This is a genomic window from Mycolicibacterium tusciae, from assembly GCF_002086795.1.
Lineage (GTDB): Bacteria > Actinomycetota > Actinomycetes > Mycobacteriales > Mycobacteriaceae > Mycobacterium > Mycobacterium tusciae.
The window spans coordinates 34,880-47,439 of the sequence record NZ_MVIM01000009.1 but is presented as its reverse complement, the minus strand read 5'-3'; the positions used below and the strand labels follow the sequence as shown (position 1 = coordinate 47,439).

General features: G+C 63.7%; 14 protein-coding genes. 6 read left to right on the top strand and 8 right to left on the bottom strand.

Features of this window, described 5'->3' with window-relative positions:
* From BST47_RS17785 to BST47_RS17775, 3 genes are all read left to right on the top strand, one after another.
* Entirely contained in the window at positions 1 to 258 is a 258-nt protein-coding gene (locus tag BST47_RS17785) for an acyl carrier protein (RefSeq protein ID WP_083126872.1), read from the top strand.
* Between the two features lie 227 nt (positions 259 to 485).
* On the top strand, positions 486 to 1,370 hold the full coding sequence (locus tag BST47_RS17780) for a universal stress protein (protein ID WP_083126870.1): 885 nt from the start codon (positions 486 to 488) through the stop codon (positions 1,368 to 1,370).
* Between the two features lie 8 nt (positions 1,371 to 1,378).
* On the top strand, positions 1,379 to 2,272 hold the full coding sequence (locus BST47_RS17775) for a universal stress protein (protein ID WP_083127087.1): 894 nt from the start codon (positions 1,379 to 1,381) through the stop codon (positions 2,270 to 2,272).
* Positions 2,273 to 2,338: 66 nt separating this feature from the next.
* On the opposite strand, the gene BST47_RS17770 is transcribed toward BST47_RS17775, so the two are convergent.
* The 8 genes from BST47_RS17770 to BST47_RS17735 all read right to left on the bottom strand — a co-directional run bounded on the left by BST47_RS17770 (position 2,339) and on the right by BST47_RS17735 (position 9,830).
* Positions 2,339 to 3,238: a universal stress protein gene (locus BST47_RS17770; protein WP_083126868.1), complete on the bottom strand. Its 900-nt coding sequence runs from the start codon at positions 3,236 to 3,238 to the stop codon at positions 2,339 to 2,341.
* A gap of 127 nt (positions 3,239 to 3,365) precedes the next feature.
* Positions 3,366 to 4,166 carry a ribosome hibernation promotion factor gene (locus tag BST47_RS17765; protein WP_083127086.1) on the bottom strand — a complete coding sequence of 267 codons (801 nt, stop codon included), beginning with the start codon at positions 4,164 to 4,166 and terminating at the stop codon, positions 3,366 to 3,368.
* 106 nt (positions 4,167 to 4,272) lie between these two features.
* The gene (locus BST47_RS17760) at positions 4,273 to 5,211 is read right to left on the bottom strand and encodes an alpha/beta hydrolase (protein ID WP_083126867.1); all 939 of its coding nucleotides are present in this window, start codon (positions 5,209 to 5,211) and stop codon (positions 4,273 to 4,275) included.
* Positions 5,212 to 5,287: 76 nt separating this feature from the next.
* A complete protein-coding gene (locus BST47_RS17755) occupies positions 5,288 to 6,142 on the bottom strand; it encodes a universal stress protein (RefSeq protein ID WP_083126865.1) in 855 nt (284 codons plus the stop codon).
* Positions 6,142 to 6,411, bottom strand: coding sequence for a DUF1918 domain-containing protein (locus BST47_RS17750; RefSeq protein WP_083126863.1), 270 nt, complete (start codon positions 6,409 to 6,411; stop codon positions 6,142 to 6,144). The genes BST47_RS17755 and BST47_RS17750 overlap by 1 nt, the downstream gene beginning before the upstream one ends.
* 132 nt (positions 6,412 to 6,543) lie before the next feature.
* A complete protein-coding gene (locus BST47_RS17745; RefSeq protein WP_083126862.1) occupies positions 6,544 to 7,365 on the bottom strand; it encodes a universal stress protein in 822 nt (273 codons plus the stop codon).
* Entirely contained in the window at positions 7,362 to 8,297 is a 936-nt protein-coding gene (locus BST47_RS17740) for a universal stress protein (protein ID WP_083126860.1), read from the bottom strand. Before BST47_RS17740 ends, BST47_RS17745 begins: the two co-directional genes overlap by 4 nt.
* Positions 8,298 to 8,327: 30 nt before the next feature.
* Positions 8,328 to 9,830, bottom strand: a complete 1,503-nt coding sequence (locus tag BST47_RS17735; protein ID WP_107529016.1) for a bifunctional aminoglycoside phosphotransferase/ATP-binding protein — start codon at positions 9,828 to 9,830, stop codon at positions 8,328 to 8,330.
* A 106-nt stretch (positions 9,831 to 9,936) separates the two neighbouring features.
* Between BST47_RS17735 and BST47_RS17730 the strand changes: the two genes are divergently transcribed.
* Genes BST47_RS17730 through dosR form a run of 3 tightly spaced genes read left to right on the top strand, consistent with a single transcriptional unit; the run spans position 9,937 to position 12,547 of the window.
* On the top strand, positions 9,937 to 10,929 hold the full coding sequence (locus BST47_RS17730) for an Acg family FMN-binding oxidoreductase (protein ID WP_083127084.1): 993 nt from the start codon (positions 9,937 to 9,939) through the stop codon (positions 10,927 to 10,929).
* 58 nt (positions 10,930 to 10,987) lie between these two features.
* A complete protein-coding gene (locus BST47_RS17725) occupies positions 10,988 to 11,857 on the top strand; it encodes a universal stress protein (RefSeq protein WP_083126858.1) in 870 nt (289 codons plus the stop codon).
* Between the two features lie 39 nt (positions 11,858 to 11,896).
* The gene (gene dosR / locus BST47_RS17720) at positions 11,897 to 12,547 is read left to right on the top strand and encodes a hypoxia response regulator transcription factor DosR/DevR (RefSeq protein ID WP_083126856.1); all 651 of its coding nucleotides are present in this window, start codon (positions 11,897 to 11,899) and stop codon (positions 12,545 to 12,547) included.
* Positions 12,548 to 12,560 lie beyond the last annotated feature (13 nt).

Genomic DNA, 12,560 nt, shown 5'->3' with positions numbered 1-12,560 from the left:
ATGACTATCGACAATGATGTTCGCGGGGAGATCCTGTCGGTGTTGACGACGATCGCCCCCGAGGTCGAGGCCGACGACATCACGGACGATGCGCTGCTGCGCGACCAGGTCGATCTCGACTCGATGGACTGGCTGAACTTCCTTGTCGGCGTGCACAAACGACTGAATGTAGACGTCGCGGAGAGTGACTATGCGTCACTTCGCACCCTGTCAGACGTGGTGCGTTACGTCGAAGCCCGCACGTTCCAGCAGAGCTGAACGCGGGCCGTGTCGCGGAGGCACTCCGGCACTCGGCGAGGGGACCAACGACCCTGCTGACGCGAGCACGCCGGACGTAGCGTCAAGCACTACACGTCCGAACATTGAGGAGGGATCACATGGACTGGCCGACCGCACTGGTCCTGATCGCCGTCATCATCGCCGTGATGGCGATCGTGACCACATACATCACCAGTCGCTCCTCCAAGAAATAGACGGGACTTCAAATGTCGCAGGGCAAAGCGAAATACGGGATCTTGGTAGGCGTTGACGGATCGCCGGAGTCCGAGGCCGCCATACGCTGGGCCACCGAAGAAGCCGTCTTGCACGACCAACCTCTCACCCTGATGCATGCCATCCCGCCCGTGCGCGTCAGCTGGCCGGTGGCTTATCTGGAGACGAGTTTCGTCGAATCTCAAGAGGCAAGCGCCCGTGAGGTGATTGAGAAGGCGCAGAAGATTGTTCAGGCGAGCGCGCGCGAGTCGCAGCCACCACCTGTCCTCACCGAGACGAGACATACGGACGCCCCTTCGGCACTTGTCATCGGGTCGCGCGACGCATACATGACCGTCGTCGGCAGCCGGGGTATGGGCGCTCTCGGCCGCGCCTTCCTGGGTTCAGTCAGCAGCGGTCTGGTTCACCACGGGCATGGTCCGGTCGCGATCATCCATGCCGACGACGGCAAGGGGTCCGACGGCAACTCGCCTGTCTTGCTCGGCATCGACGGATCGCCCAGTTCGGAAGATGCCACGGCACTGGCATTCGACGAGGCATCACGGCGAGGCGTGGATCTTGTGGCGCTGCACGCATGGAGTGACGTGGGTGTGCTTCCCATCCTCGGAATGGACTGGCGCCGGTACGAAGATGAAGGACACGAGATACTGGGCGAACGCCTCGCCGGTTGGCAGGAGCAGTATCCAGACGTCCGTATCCAGCGCCGAATCGTTTGCGATCAACCTGCGCGTTGGCTGGTAGACGAATCGCAGAAGGCTCAGCTCGTCGTGATCGGTAGCCACGGGCGCGGTGGCTTCAGCGGCATGATGCTGGGCTCCGTCGGCGCGAAGGTGGCCCAGGCCTCCCACGCTCCGGTGATCGTCGTCCGGTCCCGGTGACGTCCGAGATGCCCACCGACACAGAGTCCGTCGTCGTCGGTGTGGACGGCACGACTGCATCGAGAGGGGCAGCGCGCTGGGCAGCCGCGGTGGCCGAGAAGTTCGGCGCGCCTCTCGAGATCGTCAACGGGCGCCACGCCACGGGCCGTCCACTGACCGACGCCGCGGCAGCGCTGTTGGCAGCGGCGGTCACCGCCCAGCGCGAGTCCGCTGAAACAATGCTCAAATCCGTCGAGGAGGAGATTCGCGGCGAATTCAATTCGCTCAACATCACCACGATTCTTTCCGACGAACCCACGGACGTTCTCCTGACGGAGCGGAGCCATCACGCGCGGTTGGTGGTTCTCGGGTCCGAGGATGTGACTCCAGCGGCGGCACTCATGATCGGATCGACAACGCTGGCCGTCTCGGCACATTCAGCCTGTCCTGTGATCGCGTGGCGCGGGAGCAATGCGGTGCCAACCGACCAGCCCATCGTGCTCGGCGTCGACTGTGAGCACACCGGGGCGAACGCATTCAGGGCCGCCTTCGAGTTCGCAGACCGATTCGGGTTGGGGCTCAACGCCGTCCACGCATGGTCCACGTTCCGCCCCCCGGTGGACGCTATCACCCCGTACGGTGTCGACTGGGATGCTCTGGAAGCCCTACGGTGGCAGAGCCTCTTGAACGTGCTCGACCCATGGACCGAGCTGTATCCGAACGTCGTGGTGACCCTCAACGTCGAGACCGAGAGTGCCGGCAAGGCCCTGATGCACCACGTGCAGGATTCACAACTCGTCGTGGTCGGCAACCGAGGTCGCAATGCCCTGGCGGGTGCACTCCTTGGCTCCACCAGCCTCAACCTGCTGCACCACTGTCCGGTACCGGTGATGGTGTGCCACAACGCACCTGAGGAACACTGACATCGTGGCAGCAGTCGGGTTGTGTGGGTGTCCGCACCACAACGGTGTGCCGGACATATCTTCGCCTCAGCGCTGACGGGCGACCAGGACCGGGGTCGGTGCATCCTTCGCCAAGGCGGAGCTGACCGAACCGAGCAACATCTCGGCGATCGCACCACGCCCGCGGTTGCCGACCACGGCAAGTTGCGCTGTTTCAGACTGCTCGAGCAGACGGCGCGCCGGGTCCTCGAATTCGACCACTACGCGCACGTTGACCTCCGGGTACCGGCATTTCCATGCGGCAAGGGTTTCGGCGAGGGTCTTCTCAGCCACACGTCGGAGATCCGACCGTTCCATCCTCAATGGGGAAACGTCGGCATTCCACAGGACGCGCAGTGCGACCAGATCCACTGCCCTCCAGGAAGCTTCGTCGAACGCAATCGCCAAGGCCGACTCCGAAGCCTGCGAACCGTCGACGCCCACCAGAACCGGTAGTCGGGCCGAGGACGGTGACAACGACGAACCCTCGTCGTTGATGACCGCGACGGGACAGTGGGCGTGGTGGATCAACCCAGAACTGACCGACCCGAGCAGGCGCTGATGTCGTCCGGTGCGTCCGCGGCGGCCGACCACCACCATCTGGGCGTCCTTCGAGAGATCGACGAGAGACGGCACAGGCTTTCCGAAAAGCAGCTCGCTGTCAATGTCGGGACGTTCGCCGGGAGCGGCACCCTGCGCGGCGCAGATTGCTTCTGCGATGACGTTTCGGGCGTCGCTCTCCTGAATCTCGAGCACTTCGTCAGGGACGCGGCCGCCTGGCCACGCCAACGTCGATGCCGGGACCGAGATGGAGTCGGCGATATGAACGATCGTCAGGCAGGTATGGCGCATCACTGCCTCACGCGCGGCCCAGCGGACCGCCCCCTGGGAGGACCCAGACCCGTCAGCGCCTACGACCACACCGTGATGCACGATCCGCGTGGACATTCGTCCTCCCTAGCGATCGGCGAACATAGATGACGCTACGAACATCGCGTGCCCCCGGCAGGAGGCGTTGGTCCCGGAGAATCGGCCATTTGGCCCTCGAAGCAGGAATCGGATCCCCACCCAGGCGCTAACCGGCCGGAGTGATCAACCCGTAATGCCCGTCGCAGCGGACGTAGAGCACGGCCGCACGGCCTTGGCGAGCCTCGATGAAGAACAGAAATGGCAGTCCGAGGAGTCCGAGACGCTCGGCGGCCTGCTCGACGGTGATGCACGGAGCCGGATGCGGACTGATCGTCAGAGGCAGCTCGTAAGGGGTCAGTCCGTCTGGTGAGGCTGGCGCCACCTGCGCCAGGCGATACCCGGTCGGGCCAGCGCGGTAGAGGACACCGGCGATCCCGGAACCCTTCTCGTTGAACAGATGAAAGTCGTAGTCCAGCAGGTCCATTTCAAGGGCCGCCTCGTCTACCGTGCAAGGCGCCATGGCGAATGACTTGCGTCGGATGACGCGACGTTCGTCCGCCGGGCGGGGAAAGTGGCTCGGCCGACGAGTCGGCCGTGAGCCGTGCTGCCATGGATAGGCGGCCGTCGGCCGAATCGCGCCCCGAGTCGCTTTCCAGTGTTCGGCGGCGTGCCCGAGTTGGTGACGCAGCCTCGCCGCCAGTCGATCGATCGCTTCACGCGCGGTGACCCCCTCGGCCTGCGCGCGGACGAGCCGACCCTGCACGTCGAGATTCGCCTGCGCGACAACCGGGCGGAAGATCGCAGGATCGCGGTGCCGTGTCAGCTTCACGTGGGCGTGCAACACGGGTTGATGCGCGAACTTGCCCAGCCCTCCGATCTTGCTCCGCGCGTAATCGGCTGCGCCTGGAAGCAGGCCGTGCGTCGTCACGTCGACGTCGACAGATGGCGAATCAACTTCGTGCGTCATGTCCTCGTTGATACGCCGCAAGCCGGTGCGGATACGAGGGTCTTCGGTCACGCATAAGGCGACGTTGGTCCCGCTGTCGACAGAGTCTCCTCGCGCAGTCTGGTTGTCACACAAGCTGGCTTCCCAAGTGGTATTGGAGGAACGCCAGCTGGTCGGCGGCCACCTGGTCCCGTACAGAGCCGTGGTACATGTCGAAATGCGTCACCGGATATTCACGGATCTCATGGCGCCGGGCCCTCGAAGCCTTCTCCACGACGAAGGCAGTCGAAATCACTTCGTCATCGCGGGCCACCGTGACCATCAGGGGCGCGGTGATGCGCTCGATTGTGCCGTCCCGGTAGCGGGGTGCATGGAAGAAGAACCGCGGCGTCACCTCGTTGCGCCACGACGGCGCGTTCAGTTCGACGTCTCGGAAGAGTGGGGCCAAGGCCGGATTGCTGAAAACCGCTCGTCCGGCGCGTCCATAGACGGCGATGTAGTGGGGTGCCCGTCCGACAGCGCCGCGGACCGCATCGAGGATGGCTGCCGCCAGCAAGCTTCCTGTGGCTAGCACGATCTGCCACGGGCTCGATCGCGCATCCGGGCGAATATGGCGCCCGCGGAGTCCGGTGAACAGGTCCAAACCCGGCACATTCGCGACGACAGCCGCAATTCGCGAGTCCTCCGCAGCCACTTGAACCACATGACCCCCACCAAGCGATGTTCCCCACAATGCAATTCGGTTTGCATCGATGTCCCTGTGTGAGCGCACGAACTCGAGGGCGTGTCGCAGGTCGTCCCGTTGGCGACCGACGTCGATCCACTGTCGTGGTTCTCCTTCACTCTCGCCCAAGCATCGGTAGTCAAAGATCAAGACCGCCAATCCGCCTTCAGCGAACCTGTCGGCGAATTCAGGCACAATCCAATCCATGGTTCCAGAAAATCCGTGTGCCATCACCACACACGGCCATTTCGCGGTATCCCCGTCTGGCAGGTACAGCACACCCGCAATGGCAGACCCATCCGAATCGAACGAGACTCGTTGCTTGACGAAACTTTTCGTCATAAATCACCTTCTTGGCCGAACGTCAGCGCAACGCGGCATCTGAATCGTGACCTGCAAGTAGGACGTCCAAACTGAGCTACGACCGCGCGACGATCACCGGGATCTGGGCTGCTTGCACCACCGCGGTGCTCACCGATCCCAGAAGGGTGCTGGCGAAACCTCCTGTACCGCGGCTGCCGACCACGATCAACTGGGCGGAGCTCGAGTGGTCGACGAGTCGGTGTGCCGGCTGATCCCGGACGACAATTTGTCGGACAGGTACGTGTGGATAGCGTTCTTGCCATCCCGCCAACTGCTTCGCCACGGATTCCTCCACTTCGGAGCGCAGATCATCCCAGTCCAGCGAGAATTCGAACGCCCCCGAACCCCACCAGGCATGCAGCGCCACCAGCTCGACACCACGTCGGGAGGCTTCGTCGAAGGCGAGCGCGGTCGCTGATTCCGTAGCGCGAGAGCCGTCGAATCCCAACAGAATTGGCTGATCGCCAGCGGGTTGCTCTGTGCCGTGGATGACCGCTACGGGGCTGCGGGCATGATGCACCAACCCCATGCTCACGGAGCCGAGCACGGTTCGTGCGAGCATGCCTTTTCCTCGACTGCCCACGACCACCAGCTGTGCATCTCGTGACAGCTGGACCAGCGCCGGAACTACCCCGGAGACCAATACTTCCGTCGATACCGAGAGGCTGTCGCCCGCAGCCGCTTTCGCCGTAGCCGTTGCCTCGTCGAGGAGTTGTCGACCGCTCTCATGCTCCCACTCCAAGACACCCGGCGGCACCGGCGTGGCGAGCCACGTTCCTACGACAGGGGGCATCGCATGGACGATGGTCAGGTGAGCGTTGCGGATCGCGGCATCCTCGGCGGCCCAGCGGATTGCCGCGTCTGCCGTCGGTGACCCGTCGGTGCCGACGACGATCCCCGAATCGGTCACTATTCGCTCTCGGCGTGGCGATCGATGCCGGCCTGAACCGCCGTGATGCGCCGCTCGGCGCGCTCGTCGGCCGCCCGCTGCTCCGCGGCCGTCACCACCAACGCGTCAGGGCCCGGAAACACGGTCGCCACATGGTCGTTATCCAGCCAATGGACCACGTAAGGGGGTGAGCCGTCAGTGGAATGCACCTCCGTGATCAGTCCGCGCTGTTCGTGTTGGTCGATGGTGAGGCCTTTCATCACCAACCAATCGCCGACCTCTGCCTTCATCACACCGTCTCCTTTCGTACATCACCACCAAATCGTGCATCGGCAACGAGCCTCAGCACAGCGTCATCAACTCGGCGACCGCCCGCTCGGTACCTCTGGTCATCTCGTCCACGTCCGGATTCGCCTCGCCGGTCAGCGCAGAACCAGTACAGAACAGTTGGTGTGCCGAAGCGCTTTTCGCGCCTCGGCACCCACGGCTTCGGATGTCAGTACAGAATCGTTCGCATCCACGATGACCAGTTGGTCGATGTTGGCGCTCTGCGCCAGCACACCTGCGATGTGATCCGAGATCGGCAGCGCATGAATTTGGACGTCTGCGTCGTCGTCTTCCCTCGCCTCAGCGAGGTACTGGGCAAGCCGCGTACGCACGTCGCGCTTGTCGTCAGGCTCGGTTGTCACCGCCGATCTCCATCGCGTCAGCGCCAACACCGGTGCTTTTCGCAGAGTCGCTTCGTTTATCGCCGTTTGCAGCACCGCGCTGCCTCCCGGTGATTCGTCCACCGCGGCGACAATCCAGAGAGGGTCGGTCAACGGTTTGTGGGGGTGGCGGCGGCGGACAATCGCCACGGGGGTGGAGGCGACCTGCGCCAGTGCCGCCGCGGTCGATCCGCGCGCATCGTGTGATGAGTCGTCCGTCCCTCGCGACCCGACACAGATTAGCTGTCCCAATCGCGATGCCTCCCTGAGTTGTTCGACCGCATCGCCCTGCAATATCGTCGACTCGAGTTTGACAGGCTCCCCGGTGGCCTCAACGGCGATCCACGCCTCGTGTATGGCGTGCCTGGCATAGGCGTATTCGCGCTCGACGTCTTTGGCGTCTGGGTTCACCACGCAGGCCAGCAGCATCGGTACTTCGCGGTCAACCGCTTCGTCGACAGCCCAGAGTGCCGCGTGGACAGCATGTTTCGAGCCATCGATCCCGACAACCACCGGTAATTTCGCCGCATTGTTCATCCTTGAGCTCTTTCTCTGGATTGACGCTCGAATGGGATGTCACCGCGTGCGCGCATTGATTGACAGATCATCGTCGGGATCGAGGAGTGGTGGAGGAGGTTGAGCCCGGTCGAACCCAACACCGCACCCGCCAACGGACCGCGCCCACGGCTGCCGATGACCACCAGTTGCGCCCCTTCGGAGTGATGCAGCAGAGCACGACTCGGCTTGTCCTGATCAACTACGTACTGCACGTCGACTTCTGGGTATTGCAGTGTCCACGGCGCCAATGCGTTCACGAGGTGCTCGCGCTGGTCAGCGTGGACCGCATTCCAGTCGATCATGAAAGGCAGAGTGACATCGCCGACCGATCGGCGCGTCGACCACGCATGGACGGCGACGATGTTCACCGCGAATCGGTCGGCGAGCTCGAAGGCTGACGTGATCGCCACCCGGCTCGGGTCGTCATCGTTGACGCCTACGACGATCGGCTGCCCAGTGGGCGCCGTCGCCTCTCCACGCCAGGCGACCACCGGGCACATCGAGTTCGCCGCCACCGCAACGGTGGTCGAGCCGATCAGGACAGCCTCGGCGACCGAGAGATCGTCACAGCCCAAGACGACCAACCTCGCATGCTGGCTCAAATCGACCAGCAATCGATCGACAGCTTCAGACACATGCGCGGTGGTGATACGCAGGTCGGGGTGATCATCGTGGACGGCTCGGCCGGCAGCGTCGAGAATGGCCGAGGCCCTTTCCTGTTGTGCGGACATCTCGCAGGCCCGCACAGCGGCAATGACATCTGACGGATTGTGACCCGGGAAAGGCCTGGCATGCACGATGTGCAGTGGGGCTCCCAGTTTGTGCGCGACGCCCGCCGCCCAACGGGCCGCGCGCATCGCATTGTCCGTGCCGTCGACTCCGACGACGACAGGATTCACACTGTCTTCCATAGAATCTCCGCCTCTCTCCGGTCAGCGTCGTCAAATCGCGAGACAGCAGATTTGGCGGGCCTCGGCGACCGAGTCGGCGAGCGGACGTGAGGTGTCGATGGGATGTCCGTCGCTCGAAGCGCCGGTGAGCTCTGCCATCGCGGTGGCGATCTCCGGCGTTGCATCGGAGGACGTCACAGCCCTGTTCTCGATTCTCTCCGAGGCCTCGTCGAGGGGTACGGTGCAGGTGAGTTCCACGATCGGCGATTGCGTCTGGCGGGCTAATCGGCGGGCCCGGGCACGATGCACGGGATCGCGCCAAGTCCCGTCCAAGATCACGGACACGCCACGGCCCAACAACATTCGCGTCCGCCGAAGAACCTCGTCGTACACGACATTCACGTTTTCGGGTGTGTACAGACCGGAGTCCAGAACACCGATCGCTCCGGCGATGACGCCGGTCTGCTCGAGCTCACGGCGCACCTCATCGGTCGAAATAACCTCTGCCCCACACTGTTCAGCCAGGCCACGTGACAGAGTTGTCTTCCCGGTACCGGGACCTCCCCCAACGACGATGAGTTGAACCGTACCGGCCCGCAGATGGTGTAGTGCGATGTCGATATGCCGACGCGCATCGGTGGAAGCCTCCGCATGCCCCTGGGCAAAGCGAACACAATCGACCTTGGCGCGGACCAGTGCGCGGTATGCGATATAGACGTGCTTGAGTGCCTCCGGCGCGGGGTCGCGAGCAGATCGACAGTACGCTTCGAGAAAGAATTCGCCGAGGTCATGGCGACCGAGAAATTCAAGGTCCATCGCGAGAAACGCTGCGTCGTCGATGGAATCCACATATCGCAGTTTGTCGTCGAACTCGAGGCAGTCGAGGATGGCCGTTTCTCCTGGTGTGCAGAAGATGTCGTCGGCCAACAGATCCGCGTGCCCGTCGACGATTCGGCGGCTGCTGAGGCGCTCGGCGAACAGGTCGCCGCGGCCCGCGATGAATTGCGCTGACAACCGTTCGACCTCGTTGAGCGACTCGCCTGGAATCACGGCGTCCGCATACCGCTGCAGTTCGACCAGATTTTGCCGCCATCGCGCTGAGACTGCGCCGGCTGTCCCGCAGCTGTCGATCGCGGCGCTTCTCAGCGCCTCGGCGTGGAAACGCGCCAGCTTGTCCGCGATCTCTTCGAGGTGATCGTGGACCGGGCGACCATTCCTGGCCAGCGATGCCAGGCGCGTCGAGTCGGCGTAGCGCCGCATCACGACCACCGGTTCCGCAGGGCCACCACCCGGGCCGGCGAAGTGCGCAACCCCCAGGTAGCTGTCCGGGGCGAGCCTGCTGTTGAGTGTGACCTCGTGCGCGCAGGCGACCTCCCGCTGTTTCGCGGTGGTGAAGTCGAGGAAGTCGGTGGCGATCGGCTTCTTCGCCTTGTACGCCTTGTCACCAAGAAGGACGACCACGCCCGTATGCGTCTCGCGCACCTGGGCGTCCAGATTGCCCGCGATCGTCCACGGAGCTTCGACGCTGCTCATTTCGGCAGTCATGCCATCCATACCCAGATGGTTCATCCCGCTGTGGCCAGTCAGCCAGGGTCCTAAGGCCCGGGCTTGAGGACCATTGACCCTGGTTGTGGGCGGAACCAAATCCAAAGCTGAGAGCATGCGTGACACCATGGTCGACACCCAAGTGATCAAGGATGCAGTGCAATTGGCATGCCGCGCCCCATCGCTGCACAACAGCCAACCGTGGCATTGGGTCGCTGCAGGCAAAGCGGTCCATCTGTTCCTCGACCAGAAACGCGTCCTGCACTCGACCGACCACACCGGCCGTGATGCCGTCATCGGCTGTGGCGCCGTACTCGACCATTTTCGCGTCGCCATGGCTGCGGCGGGGTGGGCTTCCCACGTCGACCGATATCCCAATCCCAACAACTCTTTGCATTTGGCGTCGATCGATTTCAGCCCGATCGAGTTCGTCACCGAGGGGCACATCCGCCGTGCCGACGCGATACTGCTGCGACGGTCGGATCGCCTCCCCTACGCCGAGCCGCCAGACTGGGCCACGGCCGAACCACAGTTGCGCCGTAGCGTCACCTCCGATGCCGTCCGCCTCGATGTGATCGCCGACGAATCACGCGCCGAGCTGGCGAACGCGGCTCGGCTCACCGAATCGCTGCGTCTCTACGATTCGTCCTACCACTCTGAATTATCCTGGTGGACAGGACCATTTGAAGCGACCGACGGGATACCCCACAGCTCGCTGGTGTCGCCTTCTGAGGGCGACCGGGTCGGTGTCGGACGCACCTTCCCAGCCACCCACGACACAGCTCGCCGCGTCGAGGTCGGCCGGGACCGTGCCAAGATTCTCGTGCTATCGACCTACGACGTTGACCGCACGTCGGTACTCCAGTGCGGCGAAATGCTCTCCGCCGTATTGCTGGAGGCCACGATGGCTGCTCTCGCCACGTGCACGCTGACAAATATCACCGAGCTCTATCCGGGCCGGGACATAGTCGCATCGTTGATCGACCAGCCGACCACCCCCCAGGTGTTGATCCGTGTGGGATCAGCTCCGGAGATCGACGACAAGCCACCGCCGACGCCGCGGCGTCCGATCGACGAGGTCTTCGACGTTCAAGCGAAGGATCTGTGACCCGATAGCGGCTTCTGCCTCTGAATCTCCCGCCGTACGCCAAGCGAAAGGAGCCACCATGCGAGACCTGACTCTTTCGCCTGCCTCGGTCGTAGTCGGCCTGGACGGTTCGCGCTCAGCACTCGATGCCGCCCTGTGGGCCGTTGACGAAGCCGTGAGTCGCGATATCCCGTTACGCCTCGTCTATGCGATCGACCCCGACCAATCCTCCGCCTCTGAGCCGAATGATGCGGCGGGGGACCTTGCCGCCGCAGAGACAGCGGTTCGCGATGCGGTCGCAGCCGTCGAATCGACCGAGAAGCCCGTCAAGATCGAGATGGAGATCCTGCGGGCCCGGCCGGCCCGGGCGCTGATCGATGCGTCCGCGTCGGCCGCAATGCTGTGCCTGGGAGACACGGGCTCGAGGCACCGCGCACAGGGCCGAATCGGTTCCACGGCCGCGGAAGTCACGGCCTCCGCCCATTGCCCCGTAGCCATTGTCCGCGACCATGACGCGCGCCCCCGGCGAGGCGACTGGGTGGTTGCCGAGATCGAGGGGTCACCCGTCGGCAACCGCATCCTGCAGCATGCGTCCGAGGAAGCACGGCTACGCGAGGCGCCGCTGCGGGTGTTGACCAGCTGGCAGACTCGGTTCACCGACGTCTACAACAATCGCCCCGTGGCCGAGGGCAACAGGAGCGCCAAGGCGCAGCTCGACCGTCAACTGGCGAAGTGGAAGAAGCGCTACCCCGACCTCGACGTCGAGCCCATCGTGGTGCACGGGAACACCCTCAACTACCTGACGGAACATGCCGACTCAGTCCGGTTACTGGTCGTCGGTCGTGAGCGCGCACGCGGAATCAGGGATCTGGTCGGGCCACCCGGCTACGCGTCATTGCACGAAGCAGGCTGTTCGGTCCTGATCTGTCAACCACACGCCGTATTGTGATTCTTTCGTCGTGCTGCCATTCCGGAGAGGGGACTTCACATGGTGAAAGTCTTTCTCGTCGATGACCACGAAGTCGTCCGGCGCGGCCTGATCGACCTGTTGAGCGCCGATCCGGAGCTGGAGGTGATCGGTGAAGCCGGATCTGCGGCCCAGGCACTGGCACGTATTCCCGCCCTCCAGCCTGATGTCGCAGTCCTCGACGTGCGGCTCCCCGATGGCAACGGCATCGAACTGTGCCGCGATCTGCTGTCTCGGCTACCGGATCTACGCTGTCTGATGCTCACGTCGTTCACGTCTGACGAGGCGATGTTGGACGCGATATTGGCCGGTGCGAGCGGGTACGTCGTCAAGGACATCAAGGGCATGGAGCTCGCTCAGGCGATCAAAGAGGTCGGGGCCGGCCGTTCACTTCTGGACAACCGGGCTGCGGCAGCGCTGATGGCCAAACTTCGTGGAGCTGCGGAGAAGTCCGATCCGTTGGCGGGCCTCAGCGACCAAGAGCGGGTGCTGCTCGATTTGCTCGGCGAAGGTCTGACCAACAAGCAGATCGCTGCCCGGATGTTCCTGGCGGAGAAGACGGTCAAGAACTACGTATCGCGGCTACTGGCCAAGCTGGGCATGGAACGCCGCACCCAGGCGGCGGTGTTCGTGTCCAAACTCGATCAATCCCAACGCCGCCCCGAGGAATAGGCCACCGCCTCAA

Coding starts and splice junctions, on each gene's coding strand:
- BST47_RS17785 (WP_083126872.1), top strand. CDS start 1: ATGACTATCGACAATGATGTTCGCGGGGAGATCCTGTCGGTGTTGACG.
- BST47_RS17780 (WP_083126870.1), top strand. CDS start 486: ATGTCGCAGGGCAAAGCGAAATACGGGATCTTGGTAGGCGTTGACGGA.
- BST47_RS17775 (WP_083127087.1), top strand. CDS start 1,379: ATGCCCACCGACACAGAGTCCGTCGTCGTCGGTGTGGACGGCACGACT.
- BST47_RS17770 (WP_083126868.1), bottom strand. CDS start 3,238: ATGTCCACGCGGATCGTGCATCACGGTGTGGTCGTAGGCGCTGACGGG.
- BST47_RS17765 (WP_083127086.1), bottom strand. CDS start 4,166: ATGACGCACGAAGTTGATTCGCCATCTGTCGACGTCGACGTGACGACG.
- BST47_RS17760 (WP_083126867.1), bottom strand. CDS start 5,211: ATGACGAAAAGTTTCGTCAAGCAACGAGTCTCGTTCGATTCGGATGGG.
- BST47_RS17750 (WP_083126863.1), bottom strand. CDS start 6,411: ATGAAGGCAGAGGTCGGCGATTGGTTGGTGATGAAAGGCCTCACCATC.
- BST47_RS17745 (WP_083126862.1), bottom strand. CDS start 7,365: ATGAACAATGCGGCGAAATTACCGGTGGTTGTCGGGATCGATGGCTCG.
- BST47_RS17740 (WP_083126860.1), bottom strand. CDS start 8,297: ATGGAAGACAGTGTGAATCCTGTCGTCGTCGGAGTCGACGGCACGGAC.
- BST47_RS17735 (WP_107529016.1), bottom strand. CDS start 9,830: ATGGATGGCATGACTGCCGAAATGAGCAGCGTCGAAGCTCCGTGGACG.
- BST47_RS17730 (WP_083127084.1), top strand. CDS start 9,937: ATGCGTGACACCATGGTCGACACCCAAGTGATCAAGGATGCAGTGCAA.
- BST47_RS17725 (WP_083126858.1), top strand. CDS start 10,988: ATGCGAGACCTGACTCTTTCGCCTGCCTCGGTCGTAGTCGGCCTGGAC.
- dosR (WP_083126856.1), top strand. CDS start 11,897: ATGGTGAAAGTCTTTCTCGTCGATGACCACGAAGTCGTCCGGCGCGGC.